This window comes from Bradyrhizobium yuanmingense, from assembly GCF_029167105.1.
GTDB classification, from domain to species: domain Bacteria; phylum Pseudomonadota; class Alphaproteobacteria; order Rhizobiales; family Xanthobacteraceae; genus Bradyrhizobium; species Bradyrhizobium yuanmingense_A.
Genome location: NZ_JARFML010000014.1, coordinates 68,206 through 95,029 on the forward strand (window position 1 = coordinate 68,206; position 26,824 = coordinate 95,029).

At 66.5% G+C, this 26,824-nt stretch carries 26 protein-coding genes; 11 read left to right on the forward strand and 15 right to left on the reverse strand.

What is annotated here, in order from left to right:
• Position 1 precedes the first annotated feature (1 nt).
• The 3 genes from P0R31_RS19680 to P0R31_RS19690 are packed head-to-tail and all read right to left on the reverse strand — an operon-like array spanning position 2 to position 2,617.
• On the reverse strand, positions 2–778 hold the full coding sequence (locus P0R31_RS19680; protein ID WP_275515679.1) for an ABC transporter ATP-binding protein: 777 nt from the start codon (positions 776–778) through the stop codon (positions 2–4).
• On the reverse strand, positions 778–1,629 hold the full coding sequence (locus tag P0R31_RS19685) for an ABC transporter permease (RefSeq protein ID WP_275515680.1): 852 nt from the start codon (positions 1,627–1,629) through the stop codon (positions 778–780). The genes P0R31_RS19680 and P0R31_RS19685 overlap by 1 nt, the downstream gene beginning before the upstream one ends.
• On the reverse strand, positions 1,613–2,617 hold the full coding sequence (locus P0R31_RS19690) for an ABC transporter substrate-binding protein (protein WP_275515682.1): 1,005 nt from the start codon (positions 2,615–2,617) through the stop codon (positions 1,613–1,615). Before P0R31_RS19690 ends, P0R31_RS19685 begins: the two co-directional genes overlap by 17 nt.
• Before the next feature lie 165 nt (positions 2,618–2,782).
• Between P0R31_RS19690 and P0R31_RS19695 the strand changes: the two genes are divergently transcribed.
• Both P0R31_RS19695 and P0R31_RS19700 read left to right on the forward strand, forming a co-directional pair.
• On the forward strand, positions 2,783–3,526 hold the full coding sequence (locus P0R31_RS19695) for a GntR family transcriptional regulator (protein WP_275515683.1): 744 nt from the start codon (positions 2,783–2,785) through the stop codon (positions 3,524–3,526).
• Between the two features lie 2 nt (positions 3,527–3,528).
• A complete protein-coding gene (locus tag P0R31_RS19700; protein ID WP_275515684.1) occupies positions 3,529–4,278 on the forward strand; it encodes an aspartate/glutamate racemase family protein in 750 nt (249 codons plus the stop codon).
• On the opposite strand, the gene P0R31_RS19705 is transcribed toward P0R31_RS19700, so the two are convergent.
• Complete coding sequence (locus P0R31_RS19705) at positions 4,279–5,655, reverse strand: amidase (protein WP_275515685.1); 1,377 nt, start codon at positions 5,653–5,655, stop codon at positions 4,279–4,281.
• An 88-nt stretch (positions 5,656–5,743) separates the two neighbouring features.
• Here P0R31_RS19705 and P0R31_RS19710 point away from each other — a divergent pair, with 88 nt between their 5' ends.
• From P0R31_RS19710 to P0R31_RS19725, 4 genes are read left to right on the forward strand one after another with little or no spacing between them, the layout of a single operon-like run.
• Complete coding sequence (locus P0R31_RS19710) at positions 5,744–6,838, forward strand: ABC transporter ATP-binding protein (RefSeq protein WP_275515686.1); 1,095 nt, start codon at positions 5,744–5,746, stop codon at positions 6,836–6,838.
• 30 nt (positions 6,839–6,868) lie between these two features.
• Positions 6,869–7,915 carry an ABC transporter substrate-binding protein gene (locus P0R31_RS19715; RefSeq protein WP_275515687.1) on the forward strand — a complete coding sequence of 349 codons (1,047 nt, stop codon included), beginning with the start codon at positions 6,869–6,871 and terminating at the stop codon, positions 7,913–7,915.
• An 18-nt stretch (positions 7,916–7,933) separates the two neighbouring features.
• On the forward strand, positions 7,934–8,797 hold the full coding sequence (locus tag P0R31_RS19720; protein ID WP_275515688.1) for an ABC transporter permease: 864 nt from the start codon (positions 7,934–7,936) through the stop codon (positions 8,795–8,797).
• Positions 8,797–9,612 carry an ABC transporter permease gene (locus P0R31_RS19725; RefSeq protein WP_036004967.1) on the forward strand — a complete coding sequence of 272 codons (816 nt, stop codon included), beginning with the start codon at positions 8,797–8,799 and terminating at the stop codon, positions 9,610–9,612. Before P0R31_RS19720 ends, P0R31_RS19725 begins: the two co-directional genes overlap by 1 nt.
• On the opposite strand, the gene P0R31_RS19730 is transcribed toward P0R31_RS19725, so the two are convergent.
• On the reverse strand, positions 9,613–9,948 hold the full coding sequence (locus tag P0R31_RS19730) for a hydroxyisourate hydrolase (RefSeq protein WP_225143130.1): 336 nt from the start codon (positions 9,946–9,948) through the stop codon (positions 9,613–9,615).
• 26 nt (positions 9,949–9,974) lie between these two features.
• Here P0R31_RS19730 and P0R31_RS19735 point away from each other — a divergent pair, with 26 nt between their 5' ends.
• The 3 genes from P0R31_RS19735 to P0R31_RS19745 are packed head-to-tail and all read left to right on the forward strand — an operon-like array spanning position 9,975 to position 13,416.
• Positions 9,975–11,183 carry an MFS transporter gene (locus tag P0R31_RS19735; protein ID WP_275515690.1) on the forward strand — a complete coding sequence of 403 codons (1,209 nt, stop codon included), beginning with the start codon at positions 9,975–9,977 and terminating at the stop codon, positions 11,181–11,183.
• Positions 11,164–12,531: an amidase gene (locus P0R31_RS19740; protein WP_275515691.1), complete on the forward strand. Its 1,368-nt coding sequence runs from the start codon at positions 11,164–11,166 to the stop codon at positions 12,529–12,531. The genes P0R31_RS19735 and P0R31_RS19740 overlap by 20 nt, the downstream gene beginning before the upstream one ends.
• A 24-nt stretch (positions 12,532–12,555) precedes the next feature.
• A complete protein-coding gene (locus tag P0R31_RS19745) occupies positions 12,556–13,416 on the forward strand; it encodes an alpha/beta hydrolase (RefSeq protein WP_275515692.1) in 861 nt (286 codons plus the stop codon).
• 122 nt (positions 13,417–13,538) lie between these two features.
• On the opposite strand, the gene P0R31_RS19750 is transcribed toward P0R31_RS19745, so the two are convergent.
• The 10 genes from P0R31_RS19750 to P0R31_RS19795 form a co-directional block, all read right to left on the reverse strand.
• On the reverse strand, positions 13,539–13,871 hold the full coding sequence (locus tag P0R31_RS19750; protein ID WP_430516847.1) for a Rieske (2Fe-2S) protein: 333 nt from the start codon (positions 13,869–13,871) through the stop codon (positions 13,539–13,541).
• On the reverse strand, positions 13,864–14,568 hold the full coding sequence (locus P0R31_RS19755) for an ABC transporter ATP-binding protein (RefSeq protein WP_275515694.1): 705 nt from the start codon (positions 14,566–14,568) through the stop codon (positions 13,864–13,866). The genes P0R31_RS19750 and P0R31_RS19755 overlap by 8 nt, the downstream gene beginning before the upstream one ends.
• Complete coding sequence (locus P0R31_RS19760; RefSeq protein WP_275515696.1) at positions 14,561–15,343, reverse strand: ABC transporter ATP-binding protein; 783 nt, start codon at positions 15,341–15,343, stop codon at positions 14,561–14,563. Before P0R31_RS19760 ends, P0R31_RS19755 begins: the two co-directional genes overlap by 8 nt.
• A complete protein-coding gene (locus tag P0R31_RS19765; protein WP_275515698.1) occupies positions 15,343–16,389 on the reverse strand; it encodes a branched-chain amino acid ABC transporter permease in 1,047 nt (348 codons plus the stop codon). Before P0R31_RS19765 ends, P0R31_RS19760 begins: the two co-directional genes overlap by 1 nt.
• A complete protein-coding gene (locus P0R31_RS19770) occupies positions 16,386–17,258 on the reverse strand; it encodes a branched-chain amino acid ABC transporter permease (RefSeq protein WP_193760206.1) in 873 nt (290 codons plus the stop codon). Before P0R31_RS19770 ends, P0R31_RS19765 begins: the two co-directional genes overlap by 4 nt.
• A 278-nt stretch (positions 17,259–17,536) precedes the next feature.
• On the reverse strand, positions 17,537–18,691 hold the full coding sequence (locus tag P0R31_RS19775; protein ID WP_275515699.1) for an ABC transporter substrate-binding protein: 1,155 nt from the start codon (positions 18,689–18,691) through the stop codon (positions 17,537–17,539).
• 76 nt (positions 18,692–18,767) lie between these two features.
• Positions 18,768–19,964, reverse strand: a complete 1,197-nt coding sequence (locus P0R31_RS19780; RefSeq protein ID WP_275515701.1) for a xanthine dehydrogenase family Fe-S subunit — start codon at positions 19,962–19,964, stop codon at positions 18,768–18,770.
• Positions 19,961–20,797 carry an FAD binding domain-containing protein gene (locus tag P0R31_RS19785; protein ID WP_275515703.1) on the reverse strand — a complete coding sequence of 279 codons (837 nt, stop codon included), beginning with the start codon at positions 20,795–20,797 and terminating at the stop codon, positions 19,961–19,963. The genes P0R31_RS19780 and P0R31_RS19785 overlap by 4 nt, the downstream gene beginning before the upstream one ends.
• Positions 20,794–23,187 (reverse strand): xanthine dehydrogenase family protein molybdopterin-binding subunit, encoded by a 2,394-nt coding sequence (locus tag P0R31_RS19790; protein WP_275515704.1) that lies wholly within the window; start codon positions 23,185–23,187, stop codon positions 20,794–20,796. The genes P0R31_RS19785 and P0R31_RS19790 overlap by 4 nt, the downstream gene beginning before the upstream one ends.
• A 9-nt stretch (positions 23,188–23,196) precedes the next feature.
• Complete coding sequence (locus P0R31_RS19795) at positions 23,197–24,474, reverse strand: amidohydrolase/deacetylase family metallohydrolase (RefSeq protein WP_275515705.1); 1,278 nt, start codon at positions 24,472–24,474, stop codon at positions 23,197–23,199.
• A 159-nt stretch (positions 24,475–24,633) separates the two neighbouring features.
• Here P0R31_RS19795 and P0R31_RS19800 point away from each other — a divergent pair, with 159 nt between their 5' ends.
• Both P0R31_RS19800 and P0R31_RS19805 read left to right on the forward strand, forming a co-directional pair.
• The gene (locus tag P0R31_RS19800) at positions 24,634–25,128 is read left to right on the forward strand and encodes a MarR family winged helix-turn-helix transcriptional regulator (RefSeq protein ID WP_275515706.1); all 495 of its coding nucleotides are present in this window, start codon (positions 24,634–24,636) and stop codon (positions 25,126–25,128) included.
• Positions 25,129–25,394: 266 nt separating this feature from the next.
• Entirely contained in the window at positions 25,395–26,813 is a 1,419-nt protein-coding gene (locus P0R31_RS19805; RefSeq protein WP_271541019.1) for a cytosine permease, read from the forward strand.
• Positions 26,814–26,824: the final 11 nt, after the last annotated feature.

The following is a 26,824-nucleotide window of genomic DNA, read 5'->3' on the forward strand; positions in this document are numbered from 1 at the left end:
CTTACGACGCCTGCGCAAGCCGCGTCGACTCCTCCCGGATCAAGGCCAGGATGTGGCGCTTGGCGTCATTGAACTCGGGGCTGGTTATGTCGCGCGGGCGCGGCAGGTCGAAATTGACGGCTTCGCGGATCCGGCCCGGCCGCCTGGTCATCACCACGATCTTGTTGCCGAGCACCAGCGCCTCGTCGACGCTGTGGGTGACGAACACGATGGTGCAGCGGCGCTTCTGCCAGATCGCGACCAGCTCCTCCTGCATTTCGAGCTTGGTCTGGGCGTCCAGCGCCGCAAACGGCTCGTCCATCAGGATCACGCTGGGGTTCATCAGCAGTGCGCGGGCGATGCCGACGCGCTGGTTCATGCCGCCCGACATTTCGGAGGGATGATGGTGCTCGAAACCGCGCAGGCCGACGAGATCGATGAACTCCATCGCCCTGTCGTGGCGCTCGGCCTTGGCGATGCCCTTGAGCTTGAGGTGGAAGGCGATGTTGTCGATCGCGGTCAGCCACGGCATCAAGGTCGGCTGCTGGAACACCACGCCGCGGTCCGAGCCCGGCCGCTCCACCTGCTTGCCGTCGACCAGCGTGCGGCCGGACGTCGCCTGCTCGAAGCCGGCGATGATGTTGAGCAAGGTCGACTTGCCGCAGCCGGACGGGCCGAGCAGGCAAACGAAGTCGTTGGCCTCGATGTCGAGGTTGATGTTGTCCAGCGTGAGGAGGTCACGGCCGCGCCGCTTGTCGGAGAACACTTTGACGATGTTGCGAAGCTCGATTGCCGCCATCAGCCCGCCCTGCCCTGCACCGTGGTGGTCTGCTGCCAGCGCAGCGTGCGCGCCATGATTGCCTTGAGACCGAGGTCGGAGAGATAGCCGAGCAGCCCGATCGAGATCATCGCAGCCAGCACGATGTCGTAGCGCAGGAAGTAATAGGAATCCCAAAGCACGTAGCCGAGGCCGCTCTTCACCGCGACCATTTCGGCGGTGACCGTCAGCATCCAGGCCGAGCCGACCGCTATGCGAAGCCCTGCGAAGATCGAGGGAAGCGCCGCTGGCAGCACGATGTCGGTCAGCATCTGCCAGCCATTGGCACCCATCATCGCGCCGGCGCGCACCAGATTGTGGTCCACGGTCTTCACGCCATGGATGCTGTTCATCAGCACGGGAAAGAAGGCGCCGAGGAAGACGAGGAAGATCGCCGGCTTGTCAGCGATGCCGAACCAGATGATGGCGAGCGGAATCCAGGACACCGGCGGGATCGGACGCAGCATCTGCAACGTCGGCTCCAGCGTCTTCTCGAACAGGCGCGACCAGCCGATCGCGACGCCGGCGAGGATGCCGAGCAGGCTCGCCAGCGCAAACCCGCCGAACACGCGAAGCGCACTGGCGAGCGCATCGCGCAGCCAGTGCCCGGAATAGGTCTGCGTGGTCTCGTCGAAACCGAACACCCAGTCGCCGAGCGCATGCAGCACCGCGCTCGGCGCCGGCAGCAGCGCCGGCGGCAGCATGCCGCTGCGGGCAAAGGCCTCCCAGCCGGCGACCAGCAGCGCAGGGACGATGAGGCGCTCGAGTCCATGGAACGCCCGCGTCAGCCGCAACGCCGGCCTTGCGGGCGAGACGTCAGTAACCGAGGTCATTCTTGGCTTTTCCGGTGGCCTTCTCCAGGAAGGAATAGTCCATGTTCTTCTCCGCATCCGCGGAAACGTCCTTCGAGATGTATTTGAGGTCGCGCATCATCGCGGCGATCGCCAACGTCTGCGAGCGATGGATCGCCGGATCGGGCGAGGCATTCTTCAGCGCCTCGGTCGCCACGTTCTTGTCGAGACCGGTGAGCTTGTTGATGACCTCGATCCACGGCGCCTTGTCGGCAATCAGCTTGTTGTCGAGCTCGACCACGGCGCTGACGACGCCCTGGACGCCGGCGCGCTGGCTCGCGATCACGTCGGAACGGGTCACGATCAGATTCGTGAGATTTCCGGCCGCCTGCTCGTACGGCAGCACGAAATGCTTGCCGGCGCCGGCGAGGCGGATCTGCGAGGCGAACGGCTCGACCGAACAGATCATGTCGACCTCGCCGCGCTGGAGCGCTGCGAGATGGTCGGACGGATTGGGGATGTTGATGAACTGGATGTCCTTGTTGGGATCGACGCCCTGCTTGAGGAACGCACCGCGCATGTGGATGTCCTGCGCATTGCCGCGGGACGCCGCGACCTTGAGCGGCTGACCGTCGCTCTTCGCCTTCGCGACGGTCGTCTTGAACGTGGCCCAGTCATCAGGCGGAAGGCTCAGTTTCGCGGAGGAGAGACATTCCGACCCGCCGTTGATCTGGCCCGATACGGCAACGACGTCAAAACCTTTGTCGAGCGCGGTGATGTAGTGGAGATAGGTGACCTGCGCGACGTCGATGCTCTTCGACACCAGCGCGGTAAGCACGTCGTTGCCCGAGTTGAAGCCGGTGGCCTCGACTTCGACGCCCTTCGCCAGGCCAGGGATGAGCGACATCGGCAGGCAGTGCGCGCATTTGGCGTAGCCGAGCTTGATCTTCGCGGCTTGCGCGGAGGCGAGATCGCTTCCGCCAAGCACCGCCGCCATCACTACGAGGCTCAGTCGCAAACTCGTCCGCATTGCTCACTCCGTTTCGAAACCGCAGCATCCCGCGCGTCGGAATCGATCATCCGCCGGCCTTCGCCGCTGCGCAATCCGGTTTTTGCATGCTGCATACAATTTGCGCGATATGCCATTGTTTTCAGCGGTCTGCGTCGGTATTTTGGGCAAGCAGACGGGCCGGAAATGGCTAGTATCAACCCGAGAAGCGAGGCACGCGTGCAGCCAAAACTGGAAGCGTCAAAGGGACGAAAGTCGCCCAAGCTCAAGCGGATGGGCCTGCATGAGCGTGCCGCGGCGCGGATGCGGACGATGATCATTCGCGGCGAACTGCCGCCGGGTTCGCAGACCCAGGAGACCAAGCTGTCGAAGGAGCTCGGCGTGTCGCGCACCCCCTTGCGCGAGGCGATGAAGGTGCTCGCGGCGGAAGGGTTGATCGAGCTCCGTCCCAACCGCAGCCCGCGCATTGCCGATATCGCGGTCGACGGCATCTCGGAATTGTTCGAGGCGCTCGCCGGGATCGAGCGGCTCGCCGCAGAGCTCGCCGCGGAGCGCGCCACCGAGCGCGATCTCGCCCGCCTGCGCACGCTGCAGGCCCGGATGGAGGGTCATCACCGCAGCGGCAAGCTCGACGATTATTTCGCCCTCAACGGCGAGATCCACAACACCATCGTCCGCATGGCGCGCAATACGCCGCTGCGCGAGGCGCACGAGACGCTGATCTCGCGCGCCGAACGTGCGCGTTATCTCGCGCTCGGCGCCGACAGGCGCTGGAGCAATTCAGTTGACGAGCACGCCGGCATCCTGGCTGCGCTCGAAGCGCGCGACGGCGAAGCGGCCGGCCGGCTGCTCGGCGCGCACGTCGCGCGGACCGGCACGGCGCTGCTGGAAGTTCTCGCCGCCTCTCAGGCCAAGCGGCCGGCGGCATGATCATGAAGCTGCTCCTGCTCAACCCCAACACCAGCACCGAGGTCACGCAGCTGATGCTGGGCGTCGGGCAGCGCGCCGCCTCGGCAGGCACCGAGCTGATCCCCTGCACCGCGACCCGCGGCGTGCCCTATATCGCCACGCGCACCGAAGCGCAGATCGGCGGCGCCATCGCGCTGGAGATGCTGGCCGAGCAGCACAAGAAGGTCGACGCCGCGATCATCGCGGCCTTCGGCGATCCCGGCCTGTTCGCCGCGCGCGAGACCTTCGACATTCCCGTGGTCGGCATGGCGGAAGCCGCGATGCTGACCGCGTGCATGGCCGGACGCCGCTTCGCCATCGTCACCTTCGCGCAGGCGCTGGGGCCCTGGTACGAGGAATGCGTCCGCGCCCACGGGCTGTGGGAGCGCTGCGCCGGCATCCGCATGCTGGATACGCCGTTTCAGGCGATCTCCGAGGTCGGCACCGAGAAGGAAGACATGCTGGTCGAGCTCGCCCGGCGCGCTGTCGTCGAGGACGAGGCCGATGTGCTGATCTTTGCCGGCGCCCCACTCTCGGGCCTTGCCGAGCGCGTCGCGGGCCGCATCCCCGTCCCCGTGGTCGATCAGGTCATAGCGTCAGTGAAGCAGGCCGAGGCGCTGCACGCGCTGCGTTTGCGCAAGGCCATTGCCGGCACGTTCCGCCGCCCCGCAGCCAAACCGACCACCGGCCTTGCCGATGCGCTCGCCGCTCGGCTCGAGCATCGCGACAGCTGATCAGAGCGGCCGGCGATGCGAAAAACCCAATTCGTTCTCGAGCACCCGGCCGAAGGCAAACAAGCGGGATTCGCATCCCGGCGGTGCGACGATCTGGATGCCGAAGGGCAGCTCATTCTCCCCGCGCGGCACCGGGAGGGTCAGCACCGGGAAACCGACCAGCGACACGATGAAGGTCACGGCGAGATAGTCGATCGGCGTCTCCAGCGCGGCCCCGTCGATGGCAGTGACGTCGGCGATTTCATTCGGCCAGGGCAAGACCGACGCTGCCGGCGCGACCAGGAAATCGACGCGCGTGAACAGCTCGCGAAAGCTGCGATAGATCGCGGTGCGGCGCCGTTCGGCGTCGAGGTAGTCCTGTGCGGACAGGTTTGCGCCGGCCTCGATGTTCCAGATCACCGTCGGCGTGAGCTCCGCACGCCGCGTCCGCAGCAACTCGCCGTAAGCGTTGGCTATGTGCGCGGCGCGGAGCGTGCGGAAGGCTTCGATCGCCCCGCCGCAGTCGGGCGAGGATGGCTCGACATCGGCAACACGCGCGAACGCCTCGCACGCCGCAGCGAAACGCGCACGAGCCTCGCGCGCAACCGGCGCCACACCGAAATCGGGCGTGACGGCAATCCGAGGATGGCCGGCGATGGGACGATCACCACCGGCACTGCCGAGCGAGAGCGGATCATTCGCATCGCCGCAGACCGACAACGCGAGTTCCAGATCATCGACACCGCGGGCGAGGAAGCCGTGGGTCGCCAGCGCGTCCCGGCCGAGCGGCCGGCGCGGCGATGCAATGCGGCCGGGTGTCGGCCGGATCGAAGCGACGTCGCAGAAGCTGGCGGGCGTGCGCACCGAGCCGCCGAAATCGGTGCCCTGCGCCAGCGGCACCATGCCGGATGCGACCGCGACGGCAGAGCCCCCGGACGATCCGCCGGAGGTCAACACCGGATCGAACGGATTGCGTGTCGGCCCGCACAATCTGTTGGTGCAGACCGCGCCGAAGCCGAACTCCGGCGTGTTGGTTTTGCCCAGAATGATCGCGCCGGCGCGCGGCAGCCGCGCCACGACGAGATCATCTTCGGCCGGGACGTGATCGCGGAACAGCACCGATCCGTAAGTCGTCGCAAGTCCCGCAGTGTCGGTGAGGTCCTTGATCGCAATGGGCACGCCGTGCAGCGGGCCGATCGGCGCAGAGGCGGCATCGCACATCTGCGCGGCGCGGCGCGCGCCGTCCGCATCCACCGTCACGAACGCCGCCAATTGGCCGAGGCTCGCAATCCGCGCCAGATGTGCTTCGACGGTCTCGCGGGAGGACACTTCGCCCCTCGCAATGGCGCGCGCGAGCTCTGTCGCCGTGAGGACGCATATCGATCGATCCGATGTCATGGGGTCACCATGCCAAAACGCTCGCCGAAAAGCGACAGGCGCGGGCACGAGACTTGCTTTCTCCTCTGGGGCAACGGGAGGCAACACCATGGTTGATGCGCCAAGCGGCCGATCGCTTGTCGTCGATGCGGTCACCCACCGGTATCCGAGTGGCGCGCTTGCGGTCGAGAACATCAATCTCGATATCAAGGGCGGCGAGATCATCGCGCTCCTGGGTCCGTCCGGCTGCGGCAAGACAACGCTGCTGCGCATCATCGCGGGCTTCATCGCACAGACGCAAGGGAGGATCATCATCGGCGACGACATCGTCGATGCGTTGCCGCCGAACAAGCGCGCCGTCGGCATCGTGTTCCAGAACTATGCGCTGTTTCCGCACCTGTCGATCAGCGAGAACGTCGCCTATGGCCTCGCCGCCCGCGGTATCGACAAGGCCTCACGTCAGCGCGAGGCGCAGCGCCTGCTGGAGCTGGTGCAGCTGCCTGCTATGGCCGACCGGCTGCCGCGGCAGCTCTCCGGAGGCCAGCAGCAGCGCGTTGCGCTCGCCCGCGCGCTCGCGATCAAGCCGTCGATCCTGCTGCTCGACGAGCCCTTCGCCGCGCTCGACAAGAATTTGCGGCTGGACATGCAGATCGAGGTCAAGCGGCTGCAGCGCGTCTCCGGCATCACCACGCTGATCGTGACACACGACCAGGAAGAAGCGCTGTCGATGGCCGATCGCGTTGCGGTGCTGAGCCACGGCAAGCTCGAGCAGTTCGGCTCGCCATCGGACGTCTACGACCGTCCGCAGACGCTGTTCGTCAACACCTTCGTCGGCTCCACCAATCGCATGCCCGGCATCGTGGTCTCAGCGGACCGCACGGCAGCGAAGGTGCGCCTCGATGCCGGCGCGGAGATCATCGCGCGTCCCGCAGGCGGTGCGCTCAGCGAGGGCGGCCGCGTCACCGTCTGCATCCGCCCCGAGCACCTGCAATTCGTCGGCGACGAGACCGGCTTTGCCGGCGTCGTTGGCATGTCGCTGCCGCTGGGCGCCACCGTCGTGCACGAGGTCACCACGGCCGATGGCTCCGGCGTCAAGGTTTCCCAGGCGCGCATCGGCGAGACGCGCGCCCTGGAGAACGGCGCTGCGGTGCGCCTCGCACCGCTCGCCCCATCGCTCGCCAACGCCTTTCCCGCAACGCTTTAGATCCAGTCTTTGTCCAGAGGGGAGTTTGATATGATCATGAATCGCAGAAGCCTGCTGACCACGGCGCTCACGCTCGGGGCCATGAAGGCGTTTCCAGGCCTGAGCTACGCCCAGGCGCGTCCGCTGGTGTTTGCGACCTTCACCGGCAGCTGGGAGGAAGCGCACAAGGCCGTGCTGGTGCCGGCGTTCCGCAAGGCCAACGCAGACGCCGCGATGGTGCTTGATCCCATGCTCTCGGTCGACCAGATCGCCAAGGTCAACGCGGCGAAAGCCAATCCGCCGATCGACGTCATGCTGCACGATCCGGGTCCTGCCCTCGTCGCCGTCGGCCAGGATCTGGTCGAGCCCTATCCGGCCGAGAAGAGCGCCTACTACAAGGACCTGATCGCCGAGGCACAGGAGCCGATGGGCCCCGCCCCGTTCTTCCAGGTCGTCGGCCTCACCTACAATCCCGAAGCGGTCAAGACGCCGCCGACGTCATGGGCCGATCTCTGGAAGCCGGAGTTCAAGGGCCGCGTCGGCATCACCAACCTCAACTCGACGCTCGGCACCGGCTGGCTGGTCGAGGTCGCCAAGATGCGCGGCGGCTCCGAGGCCAATGTCGATCCGGGCTTCAAGGCGCTGGAGGAGCTCAAGCCCAACCTCGCCGCGGTCGCCGCCAATCCCGGCGCGCTCGCGACCCTGTTCCAGCAGGGCCAGATCGACATCTCGCCCGGCAATTTCAACGCCATCCAGATCCTGAAGGCGCGTGGCGTGCCGGTCGAGTTCGTGGCGCCGAAGGAAGGCGCCATCGCCTTCAAGACCACGATCCACATCGTCAAGAACTCGCCGAACCGCGAGCTCGCCTTTAAGCTGATCGAGGCGGCGCTGACGCCGGAGGTGCAGACCACGCTGATGAATCCGCCCTACCTGATCGTGCCGACCAACTCCAAGGTGACGATGGGCGGCGAGATTGCACGCGTGCTGGCCAAGGACACCGCCGAGCTGAAGAAGAAGTTCGTGTTCCAGGACTGGAAGAAGATCAACGAGCAGCGCTCGGCCTGGATCGAACGCTTCAACCGCGAGATCAAGATCTAAAGCCCCGAGGTTCAAGTCATGGGCGCAGCACCGGCAGCACGGGACGTGACGTCCTACGGAATGGGATTGGCAGCGCCGCTGGCGCTGTTCTTCCTGATCTTCTTCGTCGCGCCGCTGCTGCAATTGTTCTGGCTGTCGCTGCACAACGACACGGCCGGGCTCCATTGGGGGCTCGGCCAGTACCTGCACTTCCTCACCGATCCCTTCAGCCTCGGCGTGCTCGGCTCGACGCTGCTGCTGGGCGCCGAGGTGACGGCCGTCTGCCTCGTGCTCGGCTTTCCCATCGCCTGGCTGTATCAGCGGGTCGGGCCAAAGCTTCAGACGGTCATCATCCTGATCGTGCTGCTGCCGCTTCTGACCAGTGTCGTGGTCCGGACCTTCGCCTGGATCGTCATCCTGGGTCGCCAGGGCATCATCAACGCGACGCTGCAATCGCTCGGCCTGATCGATACCCCGCTAAAGCTGCTCTACACCCAGTTCGGCGTGGTGCTCGCGCTGGCGCAGGTGCAGATGCCCTTGATGACGTTGCCGCTGATCACCGCGCTCAGCCGCATCGATCCCAATCTCGACGATGCCTCCTGCTCGCTCGGTGCCGGAAGCTGGCGCACTTTCTTCCGGATCGTGCTGCCGCTGTCGCTGCCCGGAATCATCGCCGGCTGCACGCTGACCTACGCCGCCGCGATCACCGCCTTCATCACCCAGTCGCTGATCGGCGGCGGGCAGATGCTGTTCATGCCGATGTATCTCTACCAGCAGGCCTCGACGCTGCAGAACTGGCCGTTCGCAGCCGCGATCTCGATCATTTTCCTGCTCGCCGTGCTCGCGGTCGTCTCCATCTTCACCACGCTCGGCCGCATGTCGCGCGGCTATGGAGGCGCATGATGAGCGGCCGCAAGCGCACGCTCGAGGCGATCAGCTTCGAGCTCGTCATGACCGTGATCGCGATGATCGCGCTTCTCATCATCATCGCCCCCTCGCTCGTGGTGCTGATCGTCTCCTTCACGAGCGGCTTCTCGCTGCGCTTCCCGCCGCCCGGCTATTCGCTGCGCTGGTACGTCGAGCTGTGGAATGCCTGGCAGCTGCACTTCGCCGCCAAGAACAGCCTGATCGTGGCGCTATGGGCGACCGGCCTGTCCGTTACCCTCGGCGTCGCCGCGGCGCTGGCGATCTCCAGGTCGCGGACGCTGTCGGCGCGGCTGCTCGATTCACTCTTCATGTCGCCGCTGGTGCTGCCCGCGCTCGCCTTCGGCCTCGCCGCCCTGATGCTGTTCTCGCTGGTCGGCCTGCCGGTGTCACCGCTGACGCTGGTGATCGGCCACACCGTGGTCTGCGTGCCCTATGTCGTGCGCAATACGGTCGCAGCGCTGGCCCAGCTCGAGCCGACCCTGCTCGAAAGCTCGGCCGTGCTCGGAGCGAGCCGCCTCTACACGTTCCGCCGCATCGTGCTGCCGCTGATCCGGCCGGGCATCATCGCGGGCGCCTTCATCGCCTTCATGTCGTCCTTCGACAACGTGCCGGTGTCGCTGTTCCTGCGCGATGCCGCCACCGACATGCTGCCGATCCGGATGTGGCAGGATCTCGAAGGCAAGCTGGATGTCACCATCGCAGCGCTGTCGGGCGTGCTGATCATCGCCACCGTCGCGCTGGTCGCGGTCATGGAGCGCGTCACCGGCCTGTCGCGGCGGCTGACCAACTGATCAGGCGCCGCGGAACAACGAATAGCCCCAGCGCGTAAATTTCAGCGGCAAATGAAAATGCTCGTCAACGTTCTTGATGCGAAAGCGGAACGGCGTCACGGTGAGGAAGCCGTCGCGCTCGCCAAAGAACTCGCCGAGATGAAACAGCACCTCGTACTCGCCTTCCGTCACACCGGCACCTTGCGCAACGGCATGATCGAGCACGCCGTTGGCGCCGAGCCGCCCGTCGGCGATGCGCTGGGACTCCGGATCGATCCGCCAGATCTCGACGCGCAGCCCCTGCGCCGGGCGCCCGCTCGCCACATCGACCGCGTGAATGGAAATACCGCCTGCCACAATGTTCCTCCCATGAGCACGCCGCCATGGTAGACGGAAACACGGCCGCTCGGCCAGCACCTGCGCTGCTGCCGGCCCTGTTACCTGCTTTGGGGGCGATGACCGCGCTTCAGGCCCTGGTCGCGCTGGCCTTGTTCGCACCCGGCGTGGTCGCCCCGCGCGCCCATATCGAGGTCTGGCAGCTCTCGATGTTCTCCGCCGCGGTGTTCGCGGTCGGCATCCCCGCCTCGTTCTGGGGCGGCGGCTTCATCGCGCGCCTTGGCTCGCTGCGGATCGCGAGCCTGTGCGCGGCAGCCATCGTCGTCGGCATGGCACTGGCTTCGCTCGGAACGAGCGCCGCCCTGCTGGCCGCAGGCCTCTGCATCGGCCTTGCGATGGGGCCGGAGACGCCGGCGAGCGCAGCGCTGCTGGCGCGGCTGGTCACCGCCGAGCGGCGCGCCTTCGTGTTCTCGGTGCGCCAGACCGGCAACCAGATCGGCGCGGTCTGCGGCTCGCTGGCCCTGCCCGCGATCGCCATCGCGTTCGGACCGGTCTGGTGCTACGCGGCCGTGGGCTTCGCCGCGCTGCTGGCGATCGCGCTGTTCGAACGATTGCGGCCGGCCTATGCCGGCAAGGTCGCCCCGCCGCCGAAGCTCGATCTCCGCGCGCGCGTGACGCTGGTGATCGCGGACCGGCGGATCGCGATGCTGGCGCTGGCCTCGATGCCGTTCAGCGCGATGCAGGTGTCGCTCAACACGGTCTTCGTCACGCTCGGCACACGCGAGCTCGGCCTCAGCCATATCGAAGCCGGCATGGCGCTCGCCTGCGCGCAAGCCGGCGGTCTCGTCGGCCGTCTCGGCTGGGGCTATGTCGCCATGCGGCTCGATGCCTCGCGCGCCGTCCTCGTCGTCATCGGCCTCGGCATGGCCTTCTGTGCCGCGCTGCTCGGCTTAAATGGCGCTTCGCTCGGCCGCAGCGGACAATTCATCATTGCCGCATTGTTCGGCCTGACGGCGTCGGGCTGGAACGGCGTTTTCGTCGCCGAGATCGCCCGCCTCGCCCCGCAGGACCGGATCGGCGAGACCACCGGCGCAGTGCTGACCGCGTCCTATGCCGGTCTCCTTGCGGCGCCCGCGCTGCTGTCGATCCTGGATGGGGTGGCCAGCCTCGGCATGGCCTTCTTCGCGCTGGCGTGCCTTGCCCTCGGGGGTACATTGGCGTTGATGTGGGGAGACCATGACAACGCGGACAAATAGCGCGCGCGAGATCGCTGCCAAGGTCAGCGCCGGGCGGACCAATGCCGTCGAGACCGCGAAAGCCGCGCTCGGCCGCATCGAAGCCGCCAAGGCCTTGAACGCGGTCGTCACGATCGATCCTGCGCGCGCGCTGGCGGATGCTGCGGCGGTCGATGACCGCCTGCGTATGGGCGAGGCCATGCCGCTCGCCGGTGTTCCCGTGATCGTCAAGGACAACATCTGGGTCGGCGGCTGGCGCGTGACGCAGGGCTCGCGCCTGTTCTGCGATTTCATCGCGCCGCGCGATGCCATCGCGGTCGAGCGGCTGCGCAAGGCCGGCGCCGTTGTCGTCGGCATCGGCGCGACGTCCGAGTTCGCCTGCAAGGGCGTCACCACCTCGCAGCTATATGGGCCGACGCGGCATCCGCGCGATCCCGCTTTGACGCCCGGCGGGTCATCCGGCGGCCCGGCCGCAGCGGTTGCGGCCAGCCTGGTGCCGCTGGCGATCGGCACCGATGCAGGCGGCTCCAGCCGCAGGCCGCCGGCCCATGTCGGCGTTGCCGGCTTCAAGCCGTCCTACGGCGCGATCCCCTATGGGCCAGGTTTCGCCGAGCCGTTCTTCGGCCTCTCCGTCATCGCGCCGATCGCATCCGAGGTGGCCGACATCGCGCTGGCGTTTGAAGCCATGGCCGGCGCCGATCCGCGCGATCCGGAGTCCGCCGTCGTTGCGCAGCAGGCCAGAGACACCGGCAGCCGGCGCATCGCATTCTCGCCGCGCCTTGGTCTCGACGCCGCGATTGACGACCTCGTCGCGAATGGCCTCACCGCCGCCGTCGAACGGCTTTCCGCAGCAGGTTTGCACATTACACGACGCGATCCCGTCTGGCCGGCAGGCGCCACGGAGGATGCGATCATGCCGCTGCAGCATGCGGGGCTCGCGGCGCTCCACGGCGATCGCTTTCGCAAGGATCCGACCGTCTTCGATCCTGACATCGCCAAGCAGATCGAGCGAGGGCTCTCCTGGTCGGGTGCGGAGGTTGCGGCGGCGTTGCTCGCGAGCACCGCGATCGCCAATGCCTTCGCAGCGTTCTTCACCGAAGTCGACCTGCTGCTGGCGCCGACCGTCCCCTGCGTCGCCTGGCCGCTGACGCAGCTCGGCCCGGATATGATCGGCGGAAAACCGGCAAGCCCGCGGGCCCACGCGGTGTTCACGCCGTTCGTCAATCATGCCCGCCTACCGGCGATCTCGATTCCGTGCGGAACGGATCGGCGCGGGCTTCCCTTCGGCCTTCAGATCATCGCGGCGCGCGGGCAAGACCGCCCGCTGCTCGCAGCAGCGCAAGAGATCGAAGCGATCTTGCGAGCGTAGTGACTGACACAAACGGAGACTCCCATGGTTGAGAACGCTCATTCGACAATTCGGCCGCTCGACCCCCGCGACCGCTGGTCCGAGCTGTCCCGGGCGGAGCGCAGCGCGGCCTATGACAACAACGCAGCCGTCAAGAACAGCCCGGCCCTGATCGCCGAGCGCAACGAAGCCTCAGGCCGGCTGCGGGGCACGCTCAAGTCCCATCTCGACCTGCCCTATGGCGAGCGGGCCAACAACAAGATCGACCTCTACCCGGCCGCCAGGCCTGACGCGCCCTGCCTGGTGTTCCTGCACGGCGGCTACTGGCAGCGCAATTCGCGCGAGCTGTTCGCCATGCTCGTCGAAGGCGTCGCCGCGCATGGCTGGTCGGTTGCGATTCCCGGCTATTCGCTGGCGCCCGAGGTGTCCCTCAGCGACATCGTCGCCGAGATCCCGCGCGCGCTCGACTGGCTCGCGGCGCATGGCGCGTCGTACGGCGTTGCCGGGCCGGTCGTGCTGTCGGGCTGGTCCGCCGGCGCCCATCTTGCTGCGATGGCGCTGGATCATCCGCGTGTCCATGCGGGGCTCGCGCTCTCGGGCGTCTATGATCTCGCGCCGATCCGCGATACGGGATTGAACGACGCGCTGAAGCTGACGGACGAGGAGATCGCCACGCTATCGCCGCTGCACCTGCCCGTCATCCGGAAGCGCCTCGACATCGCCTATGGCAGCAACGAGCTGCCGGCGCTCGTGTGCGATTCCATCAACCTCCACGACAAGCGCGCGGCGGCGGGAGCGCCGGGCAAGCTCATCTCGGTCGAAGGCGCCGACCATTTCACCATTCTCGAGGCGCTGCGCCGGCCGGACGGAGTCCTGGTGGAAGCTGCGCGGCGGCTGCTGGACTAAACTTCGAAAACAACCCCATGCACAGTAGCGATGCCGTTGTTTTCAAAGGCGAATTTTTTGAGGGTCGATCGACATCGTCGTGACCGCTTTGACTCGTCGGGCAAAACAGGGGCATGATGGCATCATCGCCCAGGCTGCCGCTCCTGCAGCTCAATCCAGATTCGCTCGCCCATGATCCGCGCCGGATAAAGCCGCAGCGGCCGGCTCGGCCATCCCGCACTGATCGCGCCGTCGCGCAAATCGAATGATGCCGCATGGCGGGGACAATTGAGGCGCCCTGCCGTCACCTGCCCCAAGGCCAGATCCGCCTGCTCGTGCGGGCACGCCCGTTCGCAGGCGACGACGTCGCCCTCGTTCCAGATCACGAGCAGGTCGCGCCCGGCGACGCGGACGATCATCTCCGCCTTCAGCCGGTCGAGATCGCAGACGGCAATCCACCCGGCCTCGTCACCCACCGAGATAGGCCTTGCGCACATGCTCGTTCGCGATCAGCTCGGTCCCGGCGCCGGACAGCACGATACGGCCGTTCTCGAGCAGATAGGCGTGGTCGCACATCTCGAGCGCGGCAAATGCGTTCTGCTCGACCAGCAGCACCGTGGTGCCGGCATCGCGAATGCCGCGGATGATCGCAAAGGTGCGCTCGACGATATTGGGGGCGAGCCCGAGCGACGGCTCGTCGAACATGATCAGGCGCGGCCGCGACATCAGCGCGCGGCCGATCGCAAGCATCTGCTGCTCGCCGCCCGACAGCGTGCCCGCCGCCTGCCGGCGCCGCTCGGCGAGTCGCGGAAACTCCGTGTAGATGCGGTCGCGATCGGCAGCGATCTCGCCCGAACCACGACGGAGGTAGGCCCCCATGTCGAGATTCTCCTCGACGCTCATATGCGGAAACACGCGCCGCCCTTCCGGGCAATGCGCGATGCCGCTCGCCAGCACGCGCGGCGGCTTCGCGCCGGTGATGTCGATGCCCTCGAACTTCATCTGGCCCGAGCGCGGCGGCACCAGGCCGGAAATCGCGCGCAGCGTCGTGCTCTTGCCGGCGCCGTTGGCGCCGATCAGGGCGACCAGCTGGCCGGCCTTCACGTCGAGCGAGATGCCGCGCAGCGCGGTGACGCCACCGTAGCCGCAGACCATGTCGCGGATCTCAAGCACGTCCTGCTCCATGTCCAAGATAGGCTTCGATGACAGCAGGATTGTTGCGGATCACCTCCGGCGTTCCCTCCGCGATGATGCGGCCATAGTTGAGCACCACGATGCGATCCGAGACGGTCATCACCATCGGCATGTCGTGCTCGACCAGCAAAATCGTGATGCCGCGGTCGCGGATGCTGCGGATCAGCTCGACGAACCGGTGCGTCTCCGAGGCGTTCATGCCGGAGACGGGCTCGTCGAGCAGCAGCATCGACGGCTCCGCCGCCAGCGCCAGCGCGACGCCGACGAGACGCTGCTCGCCGTAGGAGAGCGAGCCCGCCGCATCGTGGGCGCGGCGTTCGAGCCCGACCCATTCGAGCAGCTCGCCTGCCCGCTGCCGTAAGCGGCGCTCCGAGGCGCGGGCGCCTGGCAGGCCGAGGATGGCGTCAAGCAGCCGGACCCGACCCTGCCGGTGCAGGCCGATCATGAGGTTGTCATAGACGGTGTCGTTCGGGAATACGCTGGTGCGCTGGAAAGTGCGGATCAGGCCGAGATCGGCGATCTCGTGCGGCTTCAATCCGGCGAGCGCAGTGTTGCGATAGCTGACGCGGCCCGCGCTTGGCGTCAGGAAGCCGGTCATGACATTGAAGGCGGTGGTCTTGCCGGCGCCGTTCGGCCCGATCAGGCTGACGATCTCGCCCTCGCCGACCTCAAAGCTCATGTCGGAGATCGCGACCAGCCCGCCGAAGCGGACCGCGACCTGATCGATGGTCATGGCGATGCTGCGCGCGGTCATCACGCCGGCTCCTTCGCACCGGTCTCGGTGAGCCCGACCGGTGCCAACGTCGTCGTCCCGCTCCGTCGCCGGGTCAACCGCTGAGCCAGCGACGGCACGATGCCGCGCGGCAACACGAACAGGATGGCGATCAGCACGCCGCCATAGGCGATCCACTGCGCTTCCGGCGCCATCACCGGACGTAGCGCCACCGGCAGCAGGCCGAAGATCAGGCCGCCGACGACCGGCCCCGCCAGCGAGCCCTTGCCGCCGCTGATGACCATGATCACCATGGTGACGGTGTTGATGAAGGCGAAGACTTCAGGGTCGATGATCCGGATGTAGTGCGCATAGAGGCTCCCGGCCGCGCCGGCGATCGCGGCGGAGATCACCGCAGCAATCGTCAGCGTCCTGGTCACGTCGATGCCGACCGAGACGGCGAGCGTTTCGTTCTCCATCAGGCCACGCATGGAGCGGCCGAAATGGGAATGAACGAGGCGCGCGATCAGGAGATAGGCGATGAGCGCGACGACCAGGACGAGATAATAGTTGTGGAATTTCGTGCGCAGCGTCAGCTCGCCAAAGCCGGGCAAGAGCAGCGCGATGGATGGGATATTGGTCAGCGCCAATGGACCCTGCGTCAGCTCGACCCAGTTCAGCGCAACCAGCCGGACCACCTCGGCAAAGGAGATCGTCACAATGACGAAATAGGCGCCGCGGACGCGGAACGACAACAGACCGACGAAATAGCCGCACAATCCTGCAATCAGGATCGCCAGCACGAAGCCGATGATCGGCGGCCAGGGCGCGTGAACCAGCCGAAAGCCTCCGGGCAGGCCGATGTCGAAACCGAGCGATGTCAGTGCGCTGACATAGGCGCCGATGCCGAAAAAGGCGATATGACCGAGGCTGAGCTGGCCGGTGAAGCCGAGCAGCAGATTGAGGCTCATCGCGCCGATGACGAAGATGCCGGTCGTGATCAGCGCGTTGAGCAGATAGGGATCGCGCAGCCAGAGCGGCACCGAGGCCAGCGCCGTAACGGCGAGAATGGTGACGATCGTCTTCATCCGACGCGCTCCGCGCGCGCGAACAGGCCGGTCGGCCGGAAGATCAGCACCGCAATGATGATGAGAAAGCCCATGGCGTCGCGGTAGCCTGACGAGACGTAGCCGGCGCCGAGTTCCTCGGCCAGCGCCAGGATGAAGCCGCCGATCACAGCGCCCGTGATGTTGCCGAGGCCGCCGAGGATGACGATGGCGAAAGCCTTGACCGCGGCGAGATCGCCCATCTGCGGGAAGATCACGTAGACCGGCCCGAGCAGCGCGCCCGCGGCGGCGGCGAGGCTGGAGCCGATCGCAAAGGTCGAGGTGTAGATCATGTCGACATTGACGCCCATCAGGGACGCCGTGTCGTGATCCTGGAAGGTCGCCCGCATCGCGCGGCCGAGGCTGGTCTTGTTGATGAGCAGATACGTTACCAGGATCAACATGGCCGCCGCGGCGAGCACGAACAGGCGCAGCCATGAAACCGAGACCGGCCCGAGCACCAGCGGCGCCTCCGGGAATGGCGTCGCCACCGATTTCGCGACCCCTCCCCAGATCCACAGCGTGCCCGACTGCATCGCGATCCAGGCGCCGATCATCACCAGCATGGTGGTGTCGATGTCGGAGCCGCGCAGCGGACGCAGCAAGGTCAATTCGATCGCCGCCCCCAGCAGCCATCCGGCCAGCACCGCCACGGGCAGCGCGAGAAAGAAGTTCAGCCCGAGCTGCTGCACCACGATGAACATGATGTAGGCGCCGAACGTGTAGAGCACGCCATGCGTGAAGTTCACGACGTTCATGATGCCGAAGATCAAGGTCAGCCCGATGCCCAGCAGCGCATAGGTGCCGCCGAGCACGAGCATGTTGATCAAATGCTGGAGGAATTCGCTCAAGATTGTTCCCGATTAGTCCGTATCCGGCGAGAGCGGTGACCTACCGTCCTCGCCTGTGACCGGCCGACACTAAAGTCCGATGGCTCTTTGATTGACTCGATCTCGCAGCGGTCTGCGTCACCTCTCCCGCTTGCGGGAGAGGTCGGCGCACTTGCGCCGGGTGAGGGTTCTATCCTCTTGGGGAATCCCACCGCGGAGACACCCTCTCCCCAGCCCTCTCCCGCAAGCGGGAGAGGGAGCGCAGCTGCGTCGCGGCTCGCCGTCAGACCCGACATGCGCTAGAGCGTCTTCATCTCGATCTTGCCCTCGTTGATCTCGATGAGATAGACATTCGGCTGGCTCTGACCGCTTTCCTTGCCCTCGGGGCCGGACTTGCGGAACACGATGTCGCCGTTCAGCCCCTTGATGTTGATGTTCCAGAGCGCCGCCTTGATCGCGGCGGGCTCGGCCTTGCCGGCCTTCTCGATCGCGGCGGCCACGGTGCGGATGCCGTCATAGCCACGGAAACTCTCGGTGCAGCCCGCGAAATCGAAGCCGCGCTTCTTCCATTCCGCGATGAAATAGTTGGTGGCTTCGGGATTCGGCGTCTTGTCCGGGAACCAGGGCAGGAAGGTGGTCAGATGCATGGTGCCGTTGGCGGCCGCGCCGGCTTGCGCGATGATCTGGTCCGGGTTCTGCGAGCCGCCGGTGGTGATGATGCGCTTCTTCAGGCCCAATGCCGCGGCCTGCTTGAAGATCAAGGTCAGCTGATCGACCGCGGTGGTGACGATGACGGTCTCGGAATCCGAGCTCTTGATCTTGGACAGCTGCGCGCTCATGTCCTGCGCGCCCTGATCCATGGTCTCGACCAGGCCGATGGTGATGCCCTTGTCCTTCATCATCTTGCTGAAGTCCTCGGCGGTGCCGCGGCCCCAATCGTTGTTGATGACGAGGAAGTCGACCTTCTTGAGCGCGAGCTTGTCGACGATGTTCTTGAACGCGGCCGCCTCGATCGCGGAGGGCGGCGAGATGCGGAAGATGAACGGATTGCCCGTCGTCGTGATCTTGCCGGAGGACGAGGTCTCCACCACCATCGGCGTCTCGTATTCCATCAGCTTCGGCATCACCGCGAGCGTCAGGCTCGAGCCCCAGGCGCCCATCAGGACCGGCACCTTGTCGCTGGTGATGAGCTTCTCGGCGACGGCGGCGGCCTCCGTCGGGTTGCTCTTGTTGTCCTCGATCACGAGCTCGATCTTCTTGCCGAGGATGCCGCCCTTGGCGTTGATCTCGTCGGCGGCGATCTTGGCGCCGTTGACGACGTAAGTGCCTGAGGCCGCGAACGCGCCGGTGAGCGGCTCGTTGACGCCGATCTTGATGGTCTGCGCCGCCGCGGCGCCGCCGAACAAGGCCGTCGCCAACGCGATTGCCGGAACCAGTCCGAGTGCTCGTGTCATGTTTGTCTCTCCAAATCCCACGCTGTTGATGTCTAGGCAGTCCAGGCTTCCTCACTCCGCGGCGCCGGCGCGCCGATCATTCCGCGCCACCTCTTCCGAAGGCGCGGCGAAATATTTGCGCGAGCCGGGCTCGCAAGACGTCCGATGCAATCGACCAGAAGCTGAGCTCCGCCGGAGCTACCTGCCCCGACGAGGCGCCGGAGATGTGGCGGTCGAGATTGGCGGCGAACTCCGCAACGAGACGTTTTGCCAGGTCTCGCACGAGGCCGGGACGACCGACCTGAGCCAGCATTCCCGTCAGCGTGTAGCCGATCGACAATTCGACCGCGGTCGCCGCCCCGCCTTCTCGCGGCAGCAGGCGGTAACGGATCTCGCCCTGCGTCGCGGAATGGCTGCGCTGGTCGGTACCGATGCCGACGATGCGCCCCGAGAGTGTCGCGGGATCCCGCTCGACGCGCGCGGCACCGTCGAAGCTTGCTCCGATCGGTCCGAGCCTGACGCGGATCGATCCTTCGACGCGCTCCGGCTTTGGCGTCGACGACAGCGATACGCCAGGGAGGCAGGCGGCGATGCCTGCGATATCCTCGAACATCGCGAACACCTTGGCAGGCGGATGCGGCAGCGTGAAGCGCTGATCGAGCACGGTTGCCGGCGTGAAGTCGGGGATGCTGCTTGGGGTGGCACTTTCCGATGCCGGAGCTGGCGCGTGCCGCGCAGGCCGCAGCTCGTTCCGGGCGGTTGCCGCTCGCCCCGAGCCGGCAGGACCAAGGACGGTCCGGCCGCCATCCGCCACCGGCGCGACGTTGCGCGCGCGCCTCGCCTCGATCACCGACTGCACCGCGCGAACGATGCCGACATAGCCGGTGCAGCGGCAGAGATTGCCGCTGAGGCCGATGCGAATCTGGCGCTCGTCGGCGTCGCGCAGACGCAGTACGAGGTCGCGCGCCGAGACCAGCATGCCCGGCGTGCAATACCCGCATTGAAGTGCGTGCTCGCGTGTGAAGGCGGCGCGCAGCTCAGTGGTGATCTCGTCCTCGTCGAGGCCTTCGATCGTGGTGACATCGGCACCCTCGCAGGCTGCCGCATAGGTGATGCAGGAGCGCGCCGGCACACCGTCGAGCAGCACGGTGCAGGCGCCGCAGACGCCGTGCTCGCAGCCGAGATGCGTGCCGGTGAGATCGAGCTTGTCGCGGACGAAATCGGCAAGGCTGGTGCGCGGCTCGGCGTGCAGCTCCACCGCGCGGCGATTGACCTGAAGCGCGATCATGGTCATGCCGCGGCCTCCAGAACGGCGCGCTTCAGCACGCTGACATGGATGTGGCGCTGCGCGGCATCGTCGATGCCGGCGCTTGCGAGCAGGGTATCGGCGGCACGGACATCGAAGCGCTGCTTGTAGTCGGCGGCAATCCTGCCGCCGAACAGCTCGACGGCATCAGTGATGACGATCGGCGTCGTATCGATGGCACCGATCACGATACGCGCCGAGGCGGCCGCGGGATCGACCAATATCGCACCGATCGCATGGGCGAATTCGCCGGTCTTGCGGCAGCTCTTGGCATAACCCCAATGCGCCGCCGCCGATCGCGCCGGCACGTGGACCGCCTCGACGATCTCGCCGGCATGCAGCGCGGATTCCAGCGCACCGACCACAAACGCTTCGACCGCCATCGATCGCGCACCGGCAAGACTGCGCAGTGTCACGCGCGCACCCAGGGCCGCCAGCGCCGAGATCCAGTCCGCGGCGGGATCGGCATGGCTGAGCGAGCCGCCGATGGTGCCGCGGTTGCGCACCGCGCGGTAAGCGATGTTGGCAGCGACAGCCCGCATGGCGCCGCGGGTCACGTCGGCGGTGCGGCCGTCCTCGATATCGGCATGGGTGACGAGGGCGCCGAGCACGAGCTCGTCGCCGGAGACTTCTGCGCGCTTGAGCTCGGCAAGGCCGGAGATGTCGACGATCAGCTCCGGCTGCACCAGCCGCAGATTGAGCATGGGGCCGAGCGACTGGCCGCCGGCGATGATCTTCGCCGATCCGCTGCTTGCGGCCAGCATCGACAGCGCGGCATGGAGATCGCGCGGGCGCTCGTAAGCGAAGGGCGCCGGTTTCATGCCGCGCTCCTCTCAGCCGCGCGCGCGGCCAGGACGGCCGCGACGATGCGATGCGGCGTGATCGGCGACTGCATCAGCTCGACGCCGAGCGGGCGCAGCGCGTCGTTGACGGCATTGGCAATCGCGGCGGGCGGTGCGATGGCGCCGCCCTCGCCGATGCCTTTCACCCCGAATTGCGTATAGGGCGACGGCGTCTCCATGTGGTCGAGGCGCGCGGCCGGGACCTCGGTCGGGCCGGGCAGCAGGTAATCCGCGAGCGTCGTCGCCAGCGGCTGGCCGGAGGCGTCGAACGGCATTTCCTCGTAGAGCGCGGTGCCGATGCCTTGCGCGAGGCCGCCATAGATCTGGCCGTCGACGACGAGCGGATTGACCAGAACGCCGCCGTCCTCGACGATCACATAGTCGAGGATCTCGACCTCGCCGACATCGGGATCGACCGCGACGACGGCTGCATGCGCGGCATAGCTGAAGGTGCCGCTGTCGCGCACGGGCTTGTAGCCCTGCGTGACCTCGAGCCCGCCGGGATCGACGTCTGGCGGCAAATCCTGCGGGCGGCGGTACCAGGTGTGGGCGATCGCCTTCAGGCTGACGCTGCCGTTGACGCCGCGCACCTCGCCGTTCTGCAACACCACGGAGGCCGGATCGTGCTGCAAGAGTTTCGCGCCGATGCGGCGCGCACGTTCGCCGAGCTCGCGGCAGGCGGTCGCGACCGCACCGCCCGCCATCACCATTGAGCGCGAGCCCCAGGTGCCGGTCGAATACGGCGTCATTGCGGTGTCGCCGAGGACGATGCGGATGCTTGCGACATCCACGCCGAGGATTTCGTGCGCGACCTGGGCGAGCGTCGTCTCCATGCCCTGCCCGTGCGAGTGCACGCCGACGCGCAGTTCAAGGCCACCGTCCGGCGTCAGGCGCGCCGAGGCCTGCTCATGGCCCGGCACCATCGGGATGCCCCAGCCGGAATAGACCGAGGTGCCGTGCGCGGCCTGCTCGCAATAGATGGAGATGCCGACGCCGATGCGGCGGCCGTCGGCCTCGCCCTGCTTTTGCCTGGCGCGGATGGCGTCGATGTCGATGGCCGCGAGCGCGCGGCGCATCGCTTCCGGATAATCGCCGCTGTCGAAATGCTTCTTTGTGATGTTGTCGAACGGCATCTGTTCGGGGCGCACCAGATTGCGCAGCCGCACCTCGCCGGGCTCCAGGCCGGCTTCCGCCGCCACGAGGTCGAGCATCAATTCCAGCGCAAAGCAGACGCCGGTGCGCGCGACGCCGCGATAGGGCAGGATCGGACATTTGTTGGTGGCGACCGAGAAGGTGCGGCAGCGATAGGCCGGCATCTTGTAGGGGCCGGGCAGGATGCTGGCGACCTGCGCGGCCTCCAGGCAGGCCGAGAACGGATAGGACGAGTAGGCGCCGGAATCCACCGTCGCTTCGCAGTCGATGCCGCGCAGCGTGCCGTCACGGTCAGCATAGACCGTGATTTTGTAATGATGTTCGCGGCAATTGGAGCTGGCGACGAGATGCTCGCGGCGGTCTTCGAGCCAGCGGACGGGATGGCCGCAGCGCATCGTCAGCCAGGACAGGCAGACCTCTTCGGGCAGCAAAATTCCCTTGTGACCGAAACCACCGCCGACGTCGGGCGAGATGACGCGGATTTGCCCCTCCTCCATGCCGAGGCATTCGGCGAGGCCGCTGCGCGTGATGTGCGGCATCTGCGCCGCCGAATGAAGCGTGAGCTGGTCGAGCCTCTTGTCGAAGGTCGCAACCACGCCGCGGCCTTCCAGCGGCGACATGCATTGCCGTGCCGTCGAGATCTCGCGCGTCACCTTGATCGGCGCGTCGAGCGCTGTGGAGATGTCGATTTCGTAATTGGTCTCCAGGAAGACGTTGTCGCCCCAATGCTCGTGCACCAGCGCCGAGCCGGGCTCGCGCGCCTTCAGCATGTCATGGATCGCGGGCAGCTCCTCCAGGTCGAGCGTCACGGAGGCTGCGATGTCCTCGGCCTCGGCGCGGGTCGGCGCGAGGCACATCGCGACGAGTTCGCCGACCTGGCGCACCTTGCCGGTCGCGAGCACCGGCTGCTCGGAGATCTTGAAGCCCGGCAGCCCCGACACCGCCCTTATCGGCTTGATGCCGACGAGATCGGCTGCCGTGAACACGCTGCCGCGATGGCGTTCGGGCACATGGATGCCGCGGATGCGCGCATGCGCCAGCGGGCTGCGCACGAAGGCGACGTCCTGAAGACCGGCGAGCCTGACGTCTCCGACATATTGGCCGCGGCCGCGCATCAGGCGATCGTCTTCCTTGCGCGGCAGCCGCGCGCCAACGCCCTGCCCAGTCTTTCCGTGCGGAAATTCTCGCTCGTTGCGCAACTTCGCGTTCTCCTTCACCGCCCGGCCTTATGCCGCGACGGCTTGCGGCAGGATCGGCGCGACCGCATCGAAGCGCGTGCCGGCGCGCAGGCAGAAGGCCGGCTGCAGCAGGCGCTCGGCAATCACCTCGTTCTTCTCGTTGTCCTTGAGCACGAAGCGGCCGTTTCTCTCCGTGAGCACGGAGACGTCGGCGTCCATGCCGATCTTGAGCGCACCGATCTCGTGGCTGCGACCAAGCATTTTCGCGGGATTGGAGGTGACCATCGGCACCACCTGCTCCAGCGACAGGCCGAGCGCCATCATCGAGCTCATCGCCTGGACCAGGCTGAACTTGGCCTGGCCCGCGAACGGATGGTTCTCGTCGTCTTCGTGCTGGTCGGGCGTTCCCGCCGGCGCGGGCACGTGGGTGTTGTAGCCGTGGATGTCGGCGCCGAGCGTGGTCGGAATGATGCCGGCGGCGATCGCCTTCTTCGCAAGCCGATAGGAGAAATGGCTGCCGTGACCGACATCGACCTTGAGGCCGCGGTCGAGCGCGGCCTGGATCACCGGATGAACCTCGCCCTCGCGATTGACGAAGCCGCCGGGATGGCGCGTGAAGGGATGAGCGAGAATGTCGCCCTCGCGCAACAGCGGGATCACGCGGGTGAGGATGGTGTCGGCATCCTCGCCATTGGCGCCGCTCTCGGGCAGGCCCCAGAGCTGGCCGAAATGCACATAGACCGGCAGGTCGGCGCGCTTGCCGATCTCGGCGGCCATCTCGATGACGCGAATGCCCCAGCGCGCGAAGCCGCCGATCTCCGCGTGAGCCTTGATGCCGCGCACGAGATCGAGATTGGCGATTGCCGCCTTGACGGTCGCATCGATGTCGACGCCATCGGGGCTGTAGAGCTGCGGATAGAAATGGCCCTCGAGGCCGCCGACGAGATAGGCGGAGATAAACGCATAGACGCGCGAGGCCGAGGCTTGCGCGATGAAATGGCGGAAGCCCGGCAGCGTCATGCAGGACGGACCGCCCTGGTCGACCAGCGTGGTCACGCCGGACTGCACGCCCACCATGTCGGGATTCATGCCGAAGCGGCCGGAGACATATTGATAAACGTGGGCGTGGGTGTCGATCAGACCGGGCAGCACGAGCTTGCCGCCGACATCGACGACCTCCTTCGCGCTGGTCGGCAGAATGTCGGATGCGACCGCCGCGATCTTGCCATTGCGGATGGCGACGTCCTTGAGGCCATCGATGCCGGAGGCCGGACAGATCACGCGGCCACCCCGGAGCAGAAGATCGAAGCTGGCAGTGACGGACATGGCGCTCTCCTTGACTGTTGCGCAGGCGGTTGCCCCGCTCTCGAATTACGAAGCATGCTTCGCATTTTGACAAAAGCAAGCTTCGTGCCATGATCCTGTTGTGGCGAGCGCGTTCGAATCGAGCTAAGCGCGAACGGTCTGGGGTTGGGAGAGCGTGCATTGCGGCAAGCCAGGAAAAGTCGCAGCGGGGGCAAGCACCGCCCCTGGCCATTGTCGGAACGGCCCGGCTATTTGATCCGCCGGCTGCACCAGATTCACGTCGCGCTGTTTCAGGAAGCCTGCGGCGAATTCGAGGTCACGCCGCTGCAATACAGCCTGCTCTCGGCGCTGGCGGTGCGAGAAACCGCCGATCAGACCACTTTGGCGGCCGATATCGCGCTGGATCGTACCACGACAACAGGCGCCTTGAAGCGGCTCGCTGCGCGCAACCTGGTCGAGCGCGCGGTGAACAAGGACGATCGGCGCGCGCGATTGTGCCGCCTGACGCCCGCCGGCGCCGCGCTGCTGGTTAAGATCGAGGGCGCAGCACGGCGGGCGCATCGCGCAACGCTCGGCGATTTGAGCCAGCGGGAACAGGCGCTCTTCATCGAGATGATGCAGCGTATCGTGGCCGGCAATCCCAGTCGCGACAGCGCCGCTGACCTATTCGACTAGAGGCGAGTGCTGCGCTTTTGAGTTGGGCTGCTTAATTTATCATCGTACCGCTGCCCGGCCGTGCATCGATCGCCACTATCCGGCGGCAGGTCCGATGTGCCGCGGCAGGCCGACGCGTCAGCATGCCCCGCGCTCGAAAACGCAATTGCATCCGAGGCGAGCCTCGCTGCGTCCGGCATCGAAACGCACCCTGCCCGGCCGCTCCGCGACCCATGGCACGATTTATGCTGCGATGATGCGAAGCGTGCTTCGTATTGGGGGATGTCATGACGGATTCCGAACTTCGCGCTGATATTCACAGCATCGAGCCAATTCCCGACGCGGACCGGGACTCCTCCGGGCCGCAGCAGATGTGGATCTGGGCCGGCGCCAACATCGCGCCGGTGAACTGGGCGCTCGGCGCGCTCGGCATCATCCTCAAGCTCGGCCTGATGGAGACAATCGCGGTCATCGTGCTCGGCAACATCGTGGGCTGCGCGATCTTCGCGACCTTCACGGTGATGGGACACAAGACCGGCGTCAACCAGATGGTGCTGAGCCGGTCCGCCTTCGGCGTCCGCGGCGCCTACCTGCCGAGCATCCTGATGTTCCTGATGACGCTGGGCTGGATCGGCGTGAACACCTATTTCCCGGTCAAGGTCTCGATGGGCATCCTCGGCCAGTTCGGCGTGCCCGACACCTGGCTGGTCGAGATGATCGTCATCACGCTGGTGATGGCGGTGCAGGTGATGATCGGCGTCTACGGCTTCTACGCGATCCGCACCTTCGAGAAGTACACGGTGCCGCCGACCATCGCCATCATGGTGCTGATGAGCGTGCTGGCCTGGACGCGGCCCGGCGTCGTCAACTGGAACCTGACCACCTCGCTGCCGCCCGGCGCGCATCTGGCGATGCTGACGATGCTAATGACCGCCATCGGCGTCGGCTGGGGCATTTCCTGGGTCACCTGGGCCTCCGACTATTCGCGCTTCGTGCCGCGCTCCACGCCGTCGAAAGCCGTGTTCTGGTACAGCTATGTCGGCATGTTCGTGCCGACGGTCTGGCTCGGCATTCTCGGCGCGACCATTGCCTCGACGACGCTGGACACGGACCCCGCCAAGATGGTCAGCGCGGTGTTCGGCGGTCCCGTCAGCATCCTTGTCCTCCTGATGGTGCTGCACGGCCCGATCGCCACCAACATCCTCAACGTCTATTCGGCGGCGCTGGCGGCCCTGAGCGCGGGGCTGAAGCTCTCGCGCTTCTGGCTCACCGTCATCGTCGGCGTCGCCGGCTATCTGGTTACCCTCTACTTCATCTTCGCGCCGTCCTTCGCGAAGGCGTTCGACCATTGGATGATCAGCCTGCTGTTGTGGATGAGCCCGTGGGCCGGCGTGGTGCTCGCCGACTTCTTCATCAAGCGCAAGGGCAAGATCGAGGTGGCCGAGCTCTATCGCTCGCCGGAGAGCAGCGCCTATGGCGACATCAACTGGGCCGGCATGATCGCGTTCTTCGCCGGCCTCGTTGCCGGATGGCTGGTGCAGGACGGCCTCGTCAGCGCGCTGCAGGGGCCGATCTCGATCTATCTGCTCGGCGGCGCCGATCTGAGCTGGTTGTTCGGAATCGGCGTGGCGGGCCTCGTCTACCTCGGGCTCGGCAAGTTCGCGACCTCGCCCTCACCGGCCGTCGCGAGCCGTGCCGGCAGTTAGGCTGAGAGCGC